Origin of the sequence: Streptomyces sparsogenes subsp. cuspidosporus (genome assembly GCF_039532705.1) — a bacterium.
In the GTDB taxonomy this organism is placed as follows: Bacteria; Actinomycetota; Actinomycetes; order Streptomycetales; family Streptomycetaceae; genus Streptomyces; species Streptomyces sparsogenes.
The window spans coordinates 46,683-65,203 of sequence record NZ_BAAASD010000049.1; the positions used below are offsets into that span (position 1 = coordinate 46,683).

13 protein-coding genes are annotated in these 18,521 nt (G+C 73.1%); 11 read left to right on the forward strand and 2 right to left on the reverse strand.

The features are described from left to right. Positions 1 to 154: 154 nt before the first annotated feature. From ABFY07_RS36480 to ABFY07_RS36490, 3 genes are all read left to right on the forward strand, one after another. Positions 155 to 418, forward strand: a complete 264-nt coding sequence (locus ABFY07_RS36480; RefSeq protein WP_004952403.1) for a WhiB family transcriptional regulator — start codon at positions 155 to 157, stop codon at positions 416 to 418. Between the two features lie 200 nt (positions 419 to 618). Continuing rightward, positions 619 to 4,719 carry a glycosyltransferase family 2 protein gene (locus tag ABFY07_RS36485; RefSeq protein WP_346178610.1) on the forward strand — a complete coding sequence of 1,367 codons (4,101 nt, stop codon included), beginning with the start codon at positions 619 to 621 and terminating at the stop codon, positions 4,717 to 4,719. Continuing rightward, positions 4,716 to 6,290 carry a DUF5719 family protein gene (locus ABFY07_RS36490; RefSeq protein ID WP_346178611.1) on the forward strand — a complete coding sequence of 525 codons (1,575 nt, stop codon included), beginning with the start codon at positions 4,716 to 4,718 and terminating at the stop codon, positions 6,288 to 6,290. Before ABFY07_RS36485 ends, ABFY07_RS36490 begins: the two co-directional genes overlap by 4 nt. A gap of 78 nt (positions 6,291 to 6,368) precedes the next feature. On the opposite strand, the gene ABFY07_RS36495 is transcribed toward ABFY07_RS36490, so the two are convergent. Then, a complete protein-coding gene (locus ABFY07_RS36495; RefSeq protein ID WP_079150869.1) occupies positions 6,369 to 6,824 on the reverse strand; it encodes a metallopeptidase family protein in 456 nt (151 codons plus the stop codon). Between the two features lie 304 nt (positions 6,825 to 7,128). Between ABFY07_RS36495 and ABFY07_RS36500 the strand changes: the two genes are divergently transcribed. The 6 genes from ABFY07_RS36500 to ABFY07_RS36525 all read left to right on the forward strand — a co-directional run bounded on the left by ABFY07_RS36500 (position 7,129) and on the right by ABFY07_RS36525 (position 13,117). After that, entirely contained in the window at positions 7,129 to 7,566 is a 438-nt protein-coding gene (locus ABFY07_RS36500; RefSeq protein ID WP_346178612.1) for a DUF3499 domain-containing protein, read from the forward strand. Positions 7,567 to 7,835: 269 nt separating this feature from the next. After that, positions 7,836 to 9,194, forward strand: coding sequence for a phosphomannomutase/phosphoglucomutase (locus tag ABFY07_RS36505; protein ID WP_065960255.1), 1,359 nt, complete (start codon positions 7,836 to 7,838; stop codon positions 9,192 to 9,194). 110 nt (positions 9,195 to 9,304) lie between these two features. Continuing rightward, positions 9,305 to 9,487, forward strand: a complete 183-nt coding sequence (locus ABFY07_RS36510; protein WP_065960254.1) for a Trm112 family protein — start codon at positions 9,305 to 9,307, stop codon at positions 9,485 to 9,487. A 61-nt stretch (positions 9,488 to 9,548) separates the two neighbouring features. After that, on the forward strand, positions 9,549 to 10,790 hold the full coding sequence (locus ABFY07_RS36515) for an SIS domain-containing protein (RefSeq protein WP_346178613.1): 1,242 nt from the start codon (positions 9,549 to 9,551) through the stop codon (positions 10,788 to 10,790). Positions 10,791 to 10,870: 80 nt separating this feature from the next. After that, positions 10,871 to 12,100 carry a mannose-6-phosphate isomerase, class I gene (manA, locus tag ABFY07_RS36520; RefSeq protein ID WP_346178614.1) on the forward strand — a complete coding sequence of 410 codons (1,230 nt, stop codon included), beginning with the start codon at positions 10,871 to 10,873 and terminating at the stop codon, positions 12,098 to 12,100. A 96-nt stretch (positions 12,101 to 12,196) separates the two neighbouring features. Further along, on the forward strand, positions 12,197 to 13,117 hold the full coding sequence (locus ABFY07_RS36525; protein WP_346178615.1) for a cation diffusion facilitator family transporter: 921 nt from the start codon (positions 12,197 to 12,199) through the stop codon (positions 13,115 to 13,117). 139 nt (positions 13,118 to 13,256) lie between these two features. Here ABFY07_RS36525 and ABFY07_RS36530 read toward each other — a convergent pair whose 3' ends face one another. Then, positions 13,257 to 15,380 (reverse strand): fructose-specific PTS transporter subunit EIIC, encoded by a 2,124-nt coding sequence (locus ABFY07_RS36530; RefSeq protein ID WP_346178616.1) that lies wholly within the window; start codon positions 15,378 to 15,380, stop codon positions 13,257 to 13,259. A 362-nt stretch (positions 15,381 to 15,742) separates the two neighbouring features. Between ABFY07_RS36530 and ahcY the strand changes: the two genes are divergently transcribed. Beyond that, positions 15,743 to 17,200, forward strand: a complete 1,458-nt coding sequence (gene ahcY / locus ABFY07_RS36535) for an adenosylhomocysteinase (protein WP_346178617.1) — start codon at positions 15,743 to 15,745, stop codon at positions 17,198 to 17,200. A gap of 123 nt (positions 17,201 to 17,323) precedes the next feature. Further along, on the forward strand, positions 17,324 to 17,962 hold the full coding sequence (locus ABFY07_RS36540; protein WP_346178618.1) for a hypothetical protein: 639 nt from the start codon (positions 17,324 to 17,326) through the stop codon (positions 17,960 to 17,962). Positions 17,963 to 18,521 lie beyond the last annotated feature (559 nt).

An 18,521-nucleotide genomic window follows, 5' to 3' on the forward strand; every position in this document is an offset into this window, starting at 1 on the left:
GCGTCGCCTTGGTTCCGCAGAGTGAATAAGGGGCTCAATAGCAGATCTCGGCTTGACTGGCCCGGATCGGCGCACTTGTAATTTCACTCGTGTCGTTTTGCCGATGGACCGACGGCAGCGGACACGGGGACGCGATGACTGACGAGGGGCGCACATGACCGAGTTGTTCCAGCAACTGCTGGTCGAAGAGGCGGACGAGGAGCTCGGTTGGCAGGAGCGCGCGCTGTGCGCCCAGACCGATCCCGAGTCGTTCTTCCCGGAAAAGGGCGGATCCACCCGTGAGGCGAAGAAGGTCTGCCTCGCCTGTGAGGTCCGCTCCGAATGCCTCGAGTACGCCCTCGCCAACGACGAACGCTTCGGTATCTGGGGCGGCCTCTCCGAGCGCGAGCGCCGCCGGCTGAAGAAGGCCGCCGTCTGACCCCCCGTCACGCCGGACGCTCGCCAGACCGGACACCCGCCATACCAGACCCGGAACCCGCGGTCCGCCTCCCGCGCCCCGGCGCCGGGAGGCGGACCGCTGTGTGACAGCCGTTAGTGTGGGGCCCCGTCCGAGACGCGCGGGCGCCGCCAAGGTCGCGCGCGTCCACCGCAGTCCAGCGAACCGGGGCCCGTACCTCGATGTCCGTGCACAGCCACCCGGCGGCCCAACACCAGGCCGCACACGCCGCGTTTGCGCCCGCCGAAACACCGGCGTTCCCCCGCCATGTCGTCACCGCCGTGCTCGTCGCCCACGACGGCGCCCGCTGGCTGCCCGACGCGCTGACCGGGCTGCTCGGCCAGGAGCGGCCCGTCCAGAGCGTCGTCGCCGCCGACACCGGCAGCGCCGACGACTCGGCGCAGCTGCTGGCCGACGCCCTCGGCCCCGACCGCGTGCTCCACCTCGCCCGCCGCAGCGGCTTCGGCACGGCCGTCGCCGAGGCGGTCCGCAACGCCGAGGTCCTGGGCCCCGACGAGCTGCCCTACCTCAAGCGCCCCAGCGGCTGGGACGCCGTCAACCGCACCTGGCGCGACGACGCGTACGACATGCCGGAGCTGCCCCACGGCGAGCCCGTCCAATGGCTGTGGCTGCTGCACGACGACTGCGCACCCGCCCCCGACGCCCTCGCCGAGCTGCTGCGGGTCGCCGACGACCACCCGCGCGCCGCGATCGTCGGCCCCAAGCTGCGCAGCTGGTACGACAGCCGGCAGCTGCTCGAAGTCGGCGTCAGCATCGCCCGCAGCGGCCGCCGCTGGACCGGCCTGGAGCGCCGCGAGCAGGACCAGGGCCAGCACGACCAGGTGCGGCCCGTGCTGGCGGTCTCCACCGCCGGCATGCTGGTGCGCCGCGACGTGTGGGAGGAACTCGGCGGCTTCGACCCCCGGCTGCCCCTCATGCGCGACGACGTGGACCTGTGCTGGCGCGCCCACGCCGCCGGCCACGAGGTGCTGGTCGCGCCGGACGCCGCGCTCCGCCACGCCGAGGCAGCCGCCCGCGAACGGCGCCCCATCGACTGCGTCGGCCGCTCTGCCCGCCCGTCACCCGACCACCACCCCTCATCGAGGCGCTTCGCGCCGCGCGGTTGGTCGCCGCACCGCGTCGACAAGGCCGGCGCCGTCTACACCCTGCTCGCCAACAGCCGCGGCGCGGCGCTCCCGTACGTCCTGCCCCGGCTGATCCTCAGCACCCTGCTGCGCACCCTCGCCTATCTGGTGGGCAAGGTGCCCGGGCAGGCGCTCGACGAGGTCGCCGGGCTCTTCGGCACCCTGCTGCGCCCCGAGAAGATCCTCGCCGCGCGCAAGCGCCGCGGGCGGCCGGCGGTCGAGAAGGACGAGCTGCGGCCGCTGTTCCCGCCGCCCGGCGCCACCGTACGGGCCACCGTCGAGCAGGTCGCGAGCCACTTCGGCGGGCGCTCGGAGTCCGAGCTGTCCTCCGGCGGCCGGCACGGGGTCGTGGAGTCCGGGCCGGGCGACGAGGACGCCGACTTCCTGGAGGTCGAGCAGTTCGCCCGGCTGAAGCGGATCGCGCGCAGACCCGGGCCGATGCTCTTCGCCGTGCTGCTGCTCGTCTCGCTCGTCGCCTGCCGCGATCTGCTCGGCGGCGGGGCGCTGGCGGGCGGCGCGCTGCTGCCCGCGCCCGGCGAGGTCTCCGACCTGTGGGCGCACTACCTGGACGGCTGGCATCCGGTGGGAATCGGCGGGACGCAGAGCGCGCCGCCCTATCTGGCGGTGCTCGCCTCGGTCGCCACGCTCTTCCTGGGCAGCACCGGGTTCACGCTCACCCTGCTGCTGGTCTGCTCGGTGCCGCTGGCCGGCTTCACCGCCTACTTCGCCTCCCGGCCGCTCGTCGAGTCCCGGCTGCTGCGCGCCTGGGGAAGCGTCGCCTACGCCTTCCTGCCGGCCGCGACCGGGGCGCTGGCGAGCGGCCGGCTGGGCACCGCGGTGCTCGCCGTGCTGCTGCCGCTGATGGCCCGCGCCGCGGTCGCCGCGAGCGGCTTCGGGCTCGGCGAGCGGGCGCGCCGCGGCGAGCGGCCGAGCTGGCGCGCCACCTGGGCGTACGCGCTGCTGCTGACCTTCACCATGGCCTTCACCCCCGTCGTCTGGCCGATCGCCCTGGTCCTGGGCGTCGGGGTGCTCGGGGTGCGGTTCGCCCAGAGCCGCGCCGAGCAACTGACCGCGTACGGGCTGCGCTTCCTCGCGGTCGTGCTCACCCCGCTCGCCGTGCTCGCGCCCTGGTCCATCGACCTGCTGACCGACCCGGGCCGGTTCCTGGACGAGGCCGGTCTCGACTACGCCACCGGCTCCGCGTCCGCGCTGGACCTGCTCGCGCTGAGCCCCGGCGGCCCCAAGGGCGGCGGAACGCTCCTGCTGCTCGGCTTCGTGCTGGCCGCGCTCGCCGCCCTGATGCGAGCCGAGCGGCAGCTCGCCGTCCGTACCGCCTGGGCCGTGGCGCTCACCGGCTTCCTCTTCGCGGCGCTCGCAGGCGGCTCCGGCTGGGCCGGGCCCGCGACCCTCGTCTACGGCCTGGCGCTGCTGAGCGCCGGGGTGGTGGGCGCAGAGGGCGCGCGGGAGCGCGTCGCGGCGCAGAGCTTCGGCTGGCGCCAGCCGGTCGCGCTGCTGATCGCCGCCGCCTCGGCCGCCGCGCCCCTGTGGGCCGCCGCGAGCTGGATGCTGAGCGGCGCCGACGGGCCGCTCGGGCGGCGCGACCCCGAGCAGGTCCCGGCCTTCGTGGCGGCCGAGAGCGGCGTCCGCGACCAGGCCCGCACCCTGGTCCTCGACGGCGACGCCGCCCGGGCGGACTACGTCCTGGTGCGCGGCTCGGGCGCCCGGCTCGGCGACGCCGAGCTCGCCGGCGCGGCCGGCGGCGACAGCCGGCTCGACAAGGTCGTGGCCAACCTGATCGCGGGCTCCGGCGCCGACCAGACCAGCCAGCTCGGCGGCTACGCCATCCGGTTCGTGCTGGTCCGCGACAGCGCGGCGCGCCAGGTGGGCCGGGTGCTGGACGCCACCCCGGGGCTCACCCGGCTCAGCCAGGAGGACGGCAGCGCCCTGTGGCGGGTCGACCGGCGGATCTCGCGGGTCACCATCGTCCCCGGCGCGCCGGACGGCGGGCAGGGCGGCGCGGCGGCCGGCGCCGAGCCGGTGAACGTCGCCGCCGGGCCCGTCGAGGCGCACACCACCATCCCCGAGGGCCCGGCCGGGCGGGTGCTGCGGATCGCCGACCGGGCGACACCCGGCTGGCAGGCCACGCTCGACGGCAAGCCGCTGAAGGCGACGACCGTGGACGGCTGGGCGCAGGGCTTCGAGCTCCCGGCGAACGGCGGGCGGCTGGACCTGAGCTACGACACTCCTTTCGGGCACACCGCCTGGGTCTGGACCCAGGGGCTGCTCGCGCTGGTCCTGGTGGTACTGGCGCTGCCGGGCCGCCGCCGTACGGTCGACGACGACCTGCCGGAGGAGCCGGGCGCGGCGGTCGCGGCCCGGGACCTGGCCGGCGACGGGCGGCGGGCCCGCCGGCTGCGGGCCGCCGCCGAGGCGGCGGCCCAGGCCGAGCCGGGGGCGCCCGAGGAGCGGGCGGCCGACGCCGCCGCCCCCGAGGCGCCGGGCGAGGCCCCGGCGCCGCCGGAGGGCGCGGCCGGCGAGGAGCGGCCGTACGCGGACCAGCAGGCGGCCGCCGCCCCGTACGCGGCGGTGCCGGGGCAGCAGCAGTACGGCCAGTGGGACGCCCAGTCCCAGCCCCAGCAGCCCCAGTCCCAACCGCACGCGGGCGCGGGCTACGACCAGTACCAGGCGGGCCAGTACCAGGCGGGTCAGTACCAGGCGGGTCAGTACCAGGACGGCCAGTACCAGGACGGTGACTACGCGGGCGCCGGCTACCAGGCCGCCCAGGATCACTCCGCCCAGGACCCGGCCGCGCAGGGTGAGGGCGCCCAGGGCGCCCAGGCCCCGTACAGCCAGGACACGTACGCGCAGGATCCCTACGCCCAGGGCCAGTACGGCCAGGACCCGTACGCGCAAGGCCAGTACGCCCAGGACCCGTACGCCCAAGGCCAGTACGCCGAGGGGCAGTACGGGCAGGGCCAGTACCCCGCGGACCCGTACGCGGGCGGCCACTACGCCGACCCGTACGCCTACGACCAGCAGCAGCCCTACGCCGACGGCACGTACCCCCCGCAGGGCGACACGACGTACGGCGGCGCCGAGCCCGAGGCCCGCCGCGACGGGAGCGAGCAGCAGCGATGAACCGCACCACCCTGTCCCTGATCGGCGCCGCCACGGCGCTCGCCGCCGTCACCGGCGTCGCCTCGCTGACCGCGGGGTCGTCCGAGGACCCGGCGCAGCCGGTGGCGAAGGCGGCCAGGCGGCTGCCCGTCGAGCGGTCCACGCTGCTGTGCCCGCCCCCCACGTCCTCGGAGGTCGGCAGCACCACCTACACCGCCTACACACCCACCGGCAACGGCGAGGGCACCGGCGACGGCGCGAAGAAGGCCACCGCCGGGCTGCTGCCCGCCCAGGCCCCGGACGACGAGTCCGCGAGCGGGCCGAAGGGCGGGGAGAAGAGCGACCGGAAGGGCGCTCAGAAGGGCGGGAGCGACAAGGCGGGCGAGCCCGTCGTGCCCCTGAAGGAGCCGGGGAAGCCGGTCACCACCGAGACGGACCGCTCGGACGCCCCCGCGCTCATCGGCACCGCCGACGGGAGCCTCGCCCCCGGCTGGACCGTGCAGCAGACCACCACGGTGGCCGCGGGCACCGGCCGCGGCCTGCTGGGCACCGCCTGCGCCGCGCCCGACACGAACTTCTGGTTTCCCGGCATCAGCACCGCCAAGGACCGCCAGGACTATGTGCACCTGACCAACCCGGACGACAGCGCGGCCGAGGTGGACCTCAAGCTGTATGGCGAGGAGGGCCGGCTCAAACCCTCGACCGACGAGGCGATCACCGTCCCCGGCCGGTCCACCGTCCCGGTGCTGCTGTCCACCCTGACCGACGCCGAGGCGGCCGACGCGACCCTCAGGGTGTCGGCGCGCTCGGGCCGGGTCGGCGCGACCGTACAGGCGGTGGACCAGACGTTCGGCAGCGACTGGCTCCCGGCCTCGGCCGAGCCGTCCACCAGCGTGGTACTGCCCGGCATCCCGGCGGACGCGACCTCGGTCCGCCTGGTCGTCCACGCGCCCGGCGCGAACGACGCGGACCTCAAGGTGCGGCTGGCCGGGCGGAACAGCGCGATCACCCCGGCCGGGCATGAGTCGCTGCACGTCAAGAGCGGGATGACGGCGTGGGTGGACTTCGGGGACCTCACCAAGGGCGAGGCGGGCTCCCTGGTGCTCACCGCGGAGGGCGGGAAGGGCACGGCCGCCCCGGTCGTGGCCGCGCTGCGGGTGACGCGCGGTAAGGGGACGGAGCAGGAGACGGCCTTCATCCCCGCGACCACCGGCATCGAGCGGACCGCCACCGCCGCCGACAACCGCGCCAAGGGCTCGACGCTGTCCCTGGTGGCGCCGAACGGGTCGGCGAAGGTGCGGGTCACCGCCTCGGCCGGGAGCGGGGGCGGCCGCCCCGTCAGCAAGACCATCGAGGTCAAGGGCGGCACCACGGTGGCCGCCGAGCCGCCGCACCCGGCCTCGGGCAAGGGCGGCTACGCCGTGACCGTCGAGCGGATCTCGGGCGGGCCGGTGTACGCGTCGCGGATGCTGGCGCTGCCCCAGGGCGGCATCCCGATGTTCACGATCCAGGCGCTGCCCGACGACCGGGCCACGGTCGAGGTCCCGGCGGCGCGCCAGGACCTGTCCCTGCTCAACGACGCGGGCCAGTGACGTTGCGGTGAGGACGGGCCAGTGACGTTGCGGTGAGGACGGGCCAGTGACGTTGCGGTGAGGACCAAACGAGAGGCCCTAGTCCTGCCCGTAGCGGGGGTCGACCAGCTCGGGGGCGAGCCCGAGCAGCTCGGCGACCTGCTCGACGACGACCTCGTGGACGAGCAGCGCGCGCTCGTCCCGGGTCTTGGCGCGGATCTCGACCGGGCGGCGGTAGATCACGATGCGGTCCGGGGTGTCGCCGCGCGCGGCGATGAACCGGCCGAGCGGCACCGACTCGCCGTCCCAGCCGTCCGGGTCGCCGGGTGCGGCCGGGCCCGGCACCTCGAGGACGGCGAAGTCGACGGCGGAAAGCTGTGGCCAGCGTCTCTCCAGCCGTTCCGCGGAGTCCTGGACGAGGTCCTGGAAGGACTCCGCCCGGCTGACCGAGAGCGGCACCTGCGGCGGCGCGAGGGGGCCGCGCATTCCGCGTCCGTGCCGATCGCGGCGGCGGGGGCGCGGCTCGGACTGGTGGGGCGGTACGGGCCTGGTCATCACTCTCGAGGGTAGCCGTCACCGGCTCATGGGCACGCGCTTACCGGACAGTGCGTCCGATGTCGCGTCTCTGTCGTTCCCGTGTTGCTTCAGTGTCGTCGAATGAACATTTCAGACACGCTTCCGTCTGAAAACAGTCGCCGTGGTGGGTGGCTTTCTCTCGCAAGGTGGTCCATATCGGATCAAGCGGTGACCGGATTCGTTCCCGCGGGTCACCGTCCCGGGCGGAGTCCGCGCTGGTCAGCGGCGATGTTCACGTAAGGGGCGCACGGGGCGAACCGTGACGACACGGCGGAGTGAGCTGGTGGAGAGTCGTCGCGGCCCGCTCAAGAGTGCGGTACCGTCCAACGTCGTGAGCCCTGTACGTCGCTGTTCGCGCACCGCGTGCGGCCGCCCCGCCGTCGCGACGCTGACGTACGTCTACGCGGACTCGACAGCGGTCCTCGGGCCACTCGCCACCTATGCCGAGCCGCACTGCTACGACCTGTGCTCCGAGCACTCCGAGCGGCTGACCGCCCCGCGCGGCTGGGAGGTCGTCAGGCTCGCCGTCGACACCGGCCCGCCGCGCCCCAGCGGGGACGACCTGGAGGCGCTCGCCAACGCCGTGCGCGAGGCGGCCCGCCCCCATGAGCGCGCCGCCGGCGGCGGACCGGCGGGCCCGGGCCAGGGCGGCCGGGAGGGCGATGCCCGGGAGGTCTCCCGGCGCGGCCATCTGAGGGTCCTGCGCTCACCCGACTCCTGAGCGCCGCCTGGCTCCTGACGGGTAATCGACTCGGTCGATCGTTCTGCCGCCGGGGCATTGGCCCTGAAGTTGTCGCGGACACGACCATTCCCGCCTCTCCGAGGCGGCCGTTTGGCCCTGAGCGCGCCGCGCGACGGGCTTCACAGTTGCCCCCCAGGTCATACGGGTAGTTTTGAGTTCCCGGGACCCCGCATGAACAGGCCCCGGACAGCCAGAAGCAGATCTCAGAAGAAGACCCGCAGAAGTAGAGACCTCGAGAAGGGGCTGCTGTGACCGACTTGTCGCAGATCGTGAAGGCGTACGACGTGCGCGGTGTGGTCCCGGACCAGTTGAACGAGCCGCTCGCCGAGCTGTTCGGCGCCGCGTTCGCCCGGGTCACCGGGGCGCGTGCCATCGTCGTCGGCCATGACATGCGGCCCTCCTCGCCGGGCCTGTCGCGGGCCTTCGCGACCGGGGCCGCCGCGCTCGGCGCCGACGTCACCGAGATCGGGCTGTGCTCCACCGACCAGCTCTACTTCGCCAGCGGACACCTCGACCTGCCCGGCGCGATGTTCACCGCCAGCCACAACCCCGCCCAGTACAACGGCATCAAGATGTGCCGCGCCGGCGCCGCCCCCATCGGCCAGGACAGCGGCCTCGCCGAGATCCGCGCCCTCGTGGAGGAGTGGTCCGCCGGCGGCGCGCCCGACCCGGTCGCCGAGCGCGGCACCATCACCCAGCGCGACGTACTCGCCGACTACGCCACCCACCTGCGCTCGCTCGTGGACCTCGGCTCCATCCGCCGCCTCAAGGCCGTCGTCGACGCGGGCAACGGCATGGGCGGCCACACCGTCCCCACCGTCTTCGACGGACTCCCCATCGAGCTCGACCCCATGTACTTCGAGCTGGACGGCACCTTCCCCAACCACGAGGCCAACCCGCTCGACCCCAAGAACATCGTCGACCTCCAGGCGCGCGTCCGCGAGACCGGCGCCGACATCGGCCTCGCCTTCGACGGTGACGCCGACCGCTGCTTCGTCGTCGACGAGCGCGGCGAACCGGTCTCCCCGTCCGCGATCACCGCCCTGGTCGCCGCCCGCGAACTGGCCAAGCACCCGGGCGGGACGGTCATCCACAACCTCATCACCTCCTGGTCGGTGCCCGAGGTCGTCAAGGAGCACGGCGGCGCCCCGGTCCGCACCCGCGTCGGCCACTCCTTCATCAAGGCCGAGATGGCCCGCACCGGCGCCATCTTCGGCGGCGAACACTCCGCCCACTACTACTTCCGCGACTTCTGGAACGCCGACACCGGCATGCTGGCCGCCCTCCACGTCCTCGCCGCGCTCGGCGAGCAGGACCGCCCGCTGTCCCAGCTCGTCGCCGAGTACGACCGGTACGCCGCCTCCGGCGAGATCAACAGCGTCGTGGACGACCAGACCGGGCGCATGGCCGCGGTCAAGGCCGCCTACGAGGGGCGCGACGGCGTCGAGCTCGACGAGATGGACGGGCTGACGGTCACGGCCGCCGACTGGTGGTTCAACCTCCGCCCCTCCAACACCGAGCCGCTGCTGCGCCTCAACGTGGAGGCACGCGACCAGGACACCGTCACCCGCGTCCGCGACGAGGTCCTGGCCCTCGTCCGCGCCTGAGACAACCCGTCCGCGCCCGAGAGAAGGGGCATGGGGGGCGCGCCGCCGCGCGCCTCCCTCCCCGGCGGTACGCTGACCACGCTGGACCCAAACCGAAGGGACGACGCCCCATGCCGCTCGAAGCCGGTCTGCTGGACATCCTCGCCTGCCCGGCGTGCCACGCGCCGCTGCGCGAGGAACAGGGGCCGGACACGCCCGAGCTGGTGTGCACGGGCGAGGGGTGCGGCCTCGCCTACCCGATCCGGGACGACATCCCCGTGCTGCTCGTCGACGAGGCGCGCCGGCCGGCCTGACGGCGGCGTCCCGCGCAGTTCCCGCACCGCCCCGCCCACGGCGATCGGAGGCCGAAGCACCATGCTCGACGAATCCCTCCTCGACGCCCCGGAGGCCCTCGCCCGCGCCGACACCCGTGGGCTGCTGCGCGGGGCCGCCGAGTCCGGCGCCCGGGTGCGCACCGCCGCCCGGTTCGCCGCCGAGGCGGGGGTCGCCGACCTCAAGCCGGACGGGCGGCCGCGCGCGGTCCTGGTCGCCGGCCCGGGCGCGGCCGGAACGTGCACCGCCGACCTGCTCGGCGCGCTCGGCGGCGGAAACTTCCCGGTCAGCCTGATCGCGCCGGTGGGCGTGGCGCCCGCCCCGGGCGCGCTGCGCTGGACGCTGCCCGGCTGGGCGGGCCCCCTGGACCTGCTGCTGCTCGTCACCCCGGACGGCGCCGAGCCGGGGCTGCCGCCGCTGGTCGAGCAGGCGTACCGGCGGGGCTGCTCCATCGTGGCGGTCGCGCCCGCGCGCTCCCCGCTGGCCGCCGCCGTCGAGCAGGCGCGTGGGCTGACCCTCCCGCTGGCCACCTCCCCGTACGACCCGGCGGCCCCGTACGACACGGCGGCCCCCGCCGGAGCGCCGCAGACGCAGGAGCAGGCCCAGACGCGCCACGCCGCGGAGCAGCACACCGAACCGACGGGCACGGCCGCGGCCGAGGTGACCGGGCCCGCCCTGCCCGGCACCCTGTGGGCGCTGCTCACCCCGCTGCTGGCCCTCGTCGACCGCATCGGCCTGGTGGCCGCCCCGCCCAGCGCCCTCCAGCAGGTGGCCGACCGGCTGGACCAGGTGGCCGAGCGCTGCGGCCCGGCCATCGCCACGTACACCAACCCCGCCAAGGCCCTCGCCGCCGAGCTCGCCGGCTCGCTGCCGCTGCTGTGGACCGAGGGGCCGGTCGCGGCGGCCGCCGGACGGCGCTTCGCGGGCCTGCTCGCGCTGCTCGCCGGGCGCCCCGCGCTCGTCGCCGAGCTGCCCGGCGCCCTCGCCACCCACGGCACGCTGCTGTCCGGGACGCTCGCGGGCGGCGCGGACCCCGACGACTTCTTCCGCGACCGGGTGGAGGAGGCCGAGGCGCTACGAGCCCGGGTCGTCCTCTTGTACGACGAACCGGTGGGCGCGCTCTCGGCCGTGCCGACCGCCCGCGAACTCGCGCTGGCCCACGACACGGCGCTCAGCGAGCTGGGGCCGGGCCAGGGCAGCGCTCTGGAGAACGCCGCGGAACTCGTCGCCATCACGGATTTCACCGCCGTTTACCTGACGCTCGCCTCGGCGGAGGGATCATGACGGGGCAACCCCGTCCGTAGCCCTCACCTCGAAGAAGCCTTCCCGTCGACCCCCGTCCGTACAGTCAGGAACCGCACTCCATGGACCGCCTCCTCAATACCGTCCGCCCCTACGCCTGGGGCTCCGCCACCGCCATCCCCGAGCTGCTGGGCACCGAGCCGACGGGCGAGCCGCAGGCCGAACTGTGGATGGGGGCGCACCCCGGGGCGCCGTCCCGCGTCGATCGCGGGCAGGGCGCGGTGGCCCTGTCGGAGGTGATCGCCGCCGACCCGGCGGGCGAGCTGGGCCCGGACGCCGTACGCCACTTCGGGCCGCGGCTGCCGTTCCTGCTGAAGGTGCTCGCCGCCGCCTCGCCGCTCTCCCTCCAGGTGCACCCCGACCGGGCCCAGGCGGAGGCGGGCTTCGCGGACGAGGAGGCGCGGGGCGTCCCCATCGACGCCGCGCACCGCAACTACAAGGACGTCAACCACAAGCCCGAACTCATATGCGCCCTCACGCCCTTCGACGGGCTGTGCGGCTTCCGCGACGCCGGCGAGACCGCCGAGCTGCTGGCCGCCCTCGAGGTGGACCCGCTCAAGCCGTACGTGGACATCCTGCACGCCCGCCCGGAGTCGCACGCGCTGCGCGAGGTGCTGACCGCCGTCCTGACCGCCGACCGCGAGGCGATGGCGGACACCGTCCACCAGACGGCCGCCGCCGCCGAACGACTGGGCGCGCAGGACGGCCCGTACGCCCCCGCGTACCGCGCGTACGCCGCCATCGCCCGGCACTACCCGGGCGACCCCGGCGTGATCGCCGCGATGCTGCTCAACTACGTACGGCTGCAACCCGGCGAGGCGCTCTACCTCGGCGCGGGCGTGCCCCACGCCTACCTCGACGGCCTGGGCGTCGAGATCATGGCCAACTCCGACAATGTGCTGCGCTGCGGCCTGACCCCCAAGCACATCGACGTCCCCGAACTGCTGCGCGTCGTCCGCTTCGAGAGCGACGGCCCCGGGGTGCTCCGTCCCGAGGCGGAATCCTCGGGCGAGGAGGTGTACACCACCCCGATCGACGAGTTCCGGCTCTCGCGCTACGTCCTGCCCGAGGGCGGCGGCCCGCGCCCCCTGCCCTCCCGCACCCCCCAGATCCTGCTGTGCGTCTCGGGCGAGGCCGTGCTGCGGGGCGAGGCCGTCCCACGGGATGAGGGCGCCGCCGGCGAGGCGGCCGAATTGCGGCTGCGTCAGGGGGAGTCGGCCTTCGTGCCGGCGGGTGAGGCCGTCGCGCTGTCCGGGCCCGGCACCGTGTTCCGGGCCACAGTCGTCGCCTGACGCACCGCCGTTTGGCGGGGCTGCAACAATGGCCCGCCGTGACGCAGTAAAGCAACGGCAAAGCTGCCGTGCGACGGAAGGGACATCCGGCACAAAATGAGTGCATCAGGCGGAACCAAGGCGATTGTTGCCGCGCTGGGCGCCAACCTGGCCATCGCCGCAGCCAAGTTCGTGGCGTTCGCCTTCAGCGGCTCCTCGTCGATGCTCGCCGAGGGCGTGCACTCGATAGCCGACTCGGGCAACCAGGGCCTCCTGCTGCTCGGCGGCAAGAAGGCCAAGCGCGAGGCGACCGAGCAGCACCCCTTCGGCTACGGCCGGGAGCGCTACATCTACGGCTTCCTGGTCTCCATCGTCCTGTTCACCATCGGCGGTGTCTTCGCCCTTTACGAGGGCTTCGAGAAGATCAAACACCCGCACGACCTGGACAACTGGTACTGGCCGGTCGGGGTGCTCGTCTTCGCGATCATCGCGGAGGGCTTCTCCTTCCGTACGGCCATAAAGGAGTCCAACGAGATCCGCGGCCAGCTGACCTGGTCGCAGTTCGTACGCCGGGCCAAGGCCCCCGAGCTGCCCGTCGTCCTCCTCGAGGACTTCGGCGCCCTCGTCGGCCTGGTCCTCGCGCTCGGCGGCGTCGGCCTCTCGCTGCTCACCGGAAACGGCGTGTGGGACGGCATCGGCACCGTCTGCATCGGCGCGCTGCTGGTCCTGATCGCCCTCGTGCTGGCGGCCGAGACCAAGTCCCTGCTGCTCGGCGAGGCGGCGGACGCCGACCAGGTCGCCAAGATCCGCGAGGCGCTGGTGGACGGCGAGACCGTGACCGGAGTCATCCACATGCGCACGCTCCACCTGGGCCCGGAGGAACTGCTGGTCGCCGCCAAGATCGCGGTCCAGCACGACGACACGGCGGCCGAGGTCGCCCGCGCGATCGACGAGGCGGAGGTCCGCGTCCGCGCGGCGGTCCCCATCGCCCGCGTGATCTACCTGGAGCCGGACATCCTGCGCACCGCCTCCGCGTAGGCGAGCCACGGACGGCACGGACGGGCTTGGCCGCCCAGGGCGGCCAAGCCCGTCCGGCTGTCTGCTCCGGCTGTCTGCTTGGTCGAGCTGCTTGGTCTGTCTGCTTGGTCGGGCTGCGGTTCGCCCCGGGGCTCGGGGGCTACTCGATCTCGCCGAGCACCCGCAGCACCGCCGCCTCGTCCGCCGCCCCCAGCAGCCGCTCCCGGAACTCCGCGCTCATCAGCTTCCGCGAGAGCAGCGCCAGGATCCGCAGGTGTTCATCCCCCGCCGCCTCCTCCGGCACCGCGATCATGAACACCAGCCGGGCCTTCGTCCCGTCCAGCGCGCCCCACTCGATGCCCTCCGGGGATCGCGCGAAGCCGACGACCGGGCCGGTCACCGCGTCCGTCTTGGCGTGCGGAATCGCGATCTCCTCGCCCAGCCCGGTCGTGCCCTGCTCCTCGCGGGCCAGCGCCGCCCGGACCAGCCCGGCCACATCGGCGACCTTGCCGGAGGCGGCGAGCAGCTCGGCCATCTCGCGGATGGCGGCTTCCTTGTCGCCCGCCGCCAGCCGATCCCGTACAGTCCGCCCGGTCAGATACCCGGACAGCACCTGGCCCGCCTCAGCGGGCGACGCGGCCCCGGCCGGGGCCGGGGCCGTCGGAGTCGCGGGCGCCGCCGTGGCCGCCGGGGCCGTCGGAGCCGCAGAGCCCGCCGCGGCACCCACCAGCGCCGGCTCGGGCGACCGCGCGGGGGCACCGCCCCCGGCGCCCGGCCGCGTAGTCTCGCCGCCGCCCCGGGCCGCCGCACCCCCGCCGAGCGACATCAGCGCGACGGTCGTGAGCGCCGTGGCCGCCGTGCCGATCACCACGGCGACGAAGAACATCGGCACCCCGCCGACCGCGCCGAGCAGCGCCACGATCGGACCGCCGTGCGGCACGTTGTCCTCGACCGACGCGAGACCCGCCACCGCCCCGGCGAGCGCGCCGCCGAGCATGTTCGCCGGGATGACCCGCGCCGGGCGCGCCGCGGCGAACGGGATGGCGCCCTCGGTGATCCCGAAGAACCCCATGAACAGCGCGGCCAGGCCGGTCTCCCGCTCCTGGTCGTCGAACATCCGGCGGCGGACCAGCGTGGCCAGCCCCTGGCCCAGCGGCGGGACCGGGATGGCCGCCGCGCACATCCCCATGACCTCCGGATTCCTGGAGACCAGGCCGGCACCGAAGAGGAAGGCGGTCTTGTTGACCGGGCCGCCCATGTCGAAGGCGATCATCAGGCCGAGGATCGTGCCGAGCAGCGCCGCGCTGGTGCCGGTCAGCCCGCCGAGCCAGTCGGTGAGGTGCTCGAAGACCCACGAGATCGGCTCGCCGAGGACATGGATGAAGAACAGCCCGAGCGCCGAGGTCGCCACGATCGGGATCACGATGATCGGCATGATCGGCTGGACGAACCTGGGGACCCTGACCTTCTTGATCCAGAGCACCAGGTATCCGGCCAGGAAGCCGGTCACGATCGCCCCGATGAACCCGGCGCCCGCCTCGCTGTCGTACAGCTCGCCGTGCGCCGCGATCCAGCCGCCGACCATGCCGGGCACCAGCGCGGGCCGGTCGGCGATCGCATAGGCGATATAGCCGGAGAGCACCGGGATCATCAGCTGGAAGCCGATCACGCCGATGTCGTTGACGGACTTCCAGAAGGAGTCGTCGGGGATGACGATGCCCTTGGACGTGGTGTCGCCGCCCAGCGCGAGCGAGACCGCGATCAGCAGCCCGCCCACCACGACGAACGGGATCATGTACGAGACACCGTTCATCAGGGCCTTGTACGTGACGCCGCGCCCCTTCCCGCCGGCGGAGCCCCCCGCCCCACCGCTTCGCGCGCCCGGGCCCGTACCCGTGCCCCCCGCGGAGCCGCCGCCGTCCCCGCTGTACAGGGGCGCCACGCGGACCTGCTCGATGAGCCGCTCGGGATGGTGGATGCCCTCGGCCACGCCGACGACGAGCACCCTCTTGCCGACGAACCGGCTGCGGTCGACGTCCTTGTCCGCCGCGATGATGATGCCGTCCGCATCTCTGACATCGTTGTCAGAGAGAACATTCTCGGCCCCGATCGAGCCTTGTGTCTCCACCTTCATGGAGTGGCCGAGCGATTCGGCGGCCTGGGCCAGCTTCTCCGCGGCCATGTACGTATGCGCGATGCCCGTCGGGCAGGCGGTCACCGCGAGCAGCTTGAGCCCTGGTCCGCTGGCCCCCGCGCCGGTGGGGGGATCGGCTGGACTGGTCACGTGGTTCTCCTTACGCAGCGTCGAGCGAGCGCGGGAAGGTGCAAGGGTTCCCCGCGCCGAACGCATCCCGCAAGAGGCAGCGCGTCCTGCGAGGGGAGTACGAGGGGAGAAAGTGTCCACAGGCCGAAGAAAGCGCCCGCGGACTGGGGTTCGCTGCGCCGATCGGTGTAGATTCGACACGAGCCAGACGTCGCTGCTGATGGCGGTCGGGCGGTCCGCCCCGCGGACCGGCCGAGGGAGAGAGGGCCTCCGACGGACTGCGCACTGCGAGCAGGGGACCCGTGTGTCCACAGACCCAGGGATCACTGCCGCATGCCCAGCCGACACCACTCTCGCTCGAAACCGATCGATGAGGAGCAGCAATGACGAATGCCGTCTCCGGTCAGGACTTCAAGGTCGCCGACCTGTCCCTGGCCGCCTTCGGCCGTAAGGAGATCACCCTCGCCGAGCACGAGATGCCCGGTCTGATGGCGATCCGCAAGGAGTACGCCGAAGCCCAGCCGCTCGCGGGCGCCCGTATCACCGGCTCGCTGCACATGACGGTGCAGACCGCGGTCCTGATCGAGACCCTGGTCGCGCTCGGCGCCCAGGTCCGCTGGGCCTCCTGCAACATCTTCTCCACCCAGGACCACGCGGCGGCCGCCATCGCCGTCGGCCCGAACGGCACCCCCGAGGACCCGCAGGGCATCCCGGTCTTCGCCTGGAAGGGCGAGACCCTGGAGGAGTACTGGTGGTGCACCGAGCAGGCCCTGACCTGGCCGAGCACCCCCACCGGCGGCCCCAACATGATCCTGGACGACGGCGGTGACGCCACCCTCCTGGTCCACAAGGGCGTCGAGTACGAGAAGGCCGGCGCCGCCCCGGACGTCTCCACCGCGGAGAACGAGGAGCACCGCGTCATCCTCGAGCTGCTGAACCGCACCCTCGCGGAGAGCCCGCAGAAGTGGACCCAGCTCGCCTCCGAGATCCGCGGCGTCACCGAGGAGACCACCACCGGCGTTCACCGCCTCTACGAGATGCAGCGGGATGGGACGCTGCTCTTCCCGGCGATCAACGTGAACGACGCCGTCACCAAGTCGAAGTTCGACAACAAGTACGGCTGCCGCCACTCCCTGGTCGACGGCATCAACCGCGCCACCGACGTGCTGATCGGCGGCAAGGTCGCGGTCGTGTGCGGCTACGGCGACGTGGGCAAGGGCTGCGCCGAGTCGCTGCGCGGCCAGGGCGCCCGGGTGATCGTCACCGAGATCGACCCGATCTGCGCGCTGCAGGCGGCGATGGACGGCTACCAGGTCGCCACCCTGGACGACGTGGTGGAGACCGCGGACATCTTCATCACCACGACCGGCAACAAGGACATCATCATGGCCTCCGACATGGCCAGGATGAAGCACCAGGCGATCGTCGGGAACATCGGCCACTTCGACAACGAGATCGACATGGCCGGTCTCGCCGCGGTCCCCGGCATCGTCAAGGACGAGGTCAAGCCGCAGGTCCACACCTGGACGTTCCCCGACGGCAAGGCGATCATCGTCCTGTCCGAGGGCCGTCTGCTGAACCTGGGCAACGCGACCGGTCACCCGTCGTTCGTGATGTCCAACTCCTTCGCGAACCAGACCATCGCGCAGATCGAGCTCTTCACCAAGCCGGAGTCCTACCCGACCGACGTCTATGTGCTGCCCAAGCACCTGGACGAGAAGGTCGCCCGACTCCACCTCGACGCCCTCGGCGCCAAGCTGACCACGCTCCGCCCGGAGCAGGCCGCCTACATCGGCGTGCCGGTCGAGGGCCCGTACAAGCCGGACCACTACCGCTACTGATCCCCGCCCCGGCGGGGGCCTACTGATCCCCGCCCCGGCGTGGGCCCAGGGCCCGCCCGGCCGTACCGGCCCGGGCGGGCCTTTCGCACGTCGGCGGGCCTTCGCACGTCAAGGAACAGACCCATGCCCCGCGGCCGCTACTCCCTCCACGACCCGCACGACCACGCCCCCCTGGGCGAGGAGCACTTCCAGTGCGCGACCGGCCCCACCGGCTGGCGCTACGTCGCCCAGCTCACCTCCCCGTCCGGTGAGCACAGCGGCTCCGTGGACCTCACCCTCGACGAGCTGGGCCGCCCCCTCCGCCTCGAGCTGAACGCCGCGAGCTGGCGCGTCCGCGGCGCGGCCCTGGACGGCGTCACCTGGGTCCGCACCGACCCGGCCGGAGAGCGCGCGACCGAGGGCAATGTCGCCGCCCACGCCTTCACCGGGACCTCGCCGGCCTTCCTGGTGGCCACGGCCCGCCTGCTGCGCCTCGCGCCAGGCGCCACCGCCACCCGCGTCCGCCTCGTCGCCTTCACCGCCCCCGTCCTCGCGCCCCGAACCCTCGACCAGTCCTGGGCCCTGCTGGAACGGACGGCCCACCCGACGGACAGCGGCCCGCTGACCGTGGACGAGTACCAGGTCACCGCCCTCGACACGGGCGAGCGGCACTCGGTCCACATCGCGGGAGACGTGGTCCTCGCGGCGCCGGGGATCGAGCTGGAGGATCTTGAGAGCCCCCCGTCCTCCTTCGCTGAAAATTTCCCCCCGCCAGGGGCTTGACGCACGCTCTCTCCGGAGCTACACAAGAGAGTTGCTGGTTGTTTCACAAGGACGTCAAGACATCGTCGGGACACCGGATCGTCGAGACACCGGGTCGACGCACCGTCCACCACGCGTGGCGCTCCGTGCGTGACCCCTCTGGAACCTGCTAAGGTGACGATCTCACCCAACCCCCTTGACGGGGGTTGTCAGGTGAGGTAGGTTTTACTGGTTGCGGCGAGCAGGGTATGCTCGTAGGCACCTTGCTCGTGGGCGACCATGAGCACAAGATCGCCTCGGTTTTGAATTCAGATTTGAACGAGGCACTTCGATCCCGCGGGAATCACGAAGCCGATTAGGTCGGTCGAAGTGAGTCTGCTAAAGTCGAAACAGCCGAAAGGCAAAGGCCCTCCAAACGGCCACCAGAAATGGAAATCCGGATCGGGAACGGAACGGAAAACGGATCTGGTAAGGTTGGAAACACCGAAGGGAAGCGCCCGGAGAAACCGGTGAAACGGTTTCGAAGGAAGCGTCCGTTCCTTGAGAACTCAACAGTGTGCCAAAAGTCAACGCCAGATAT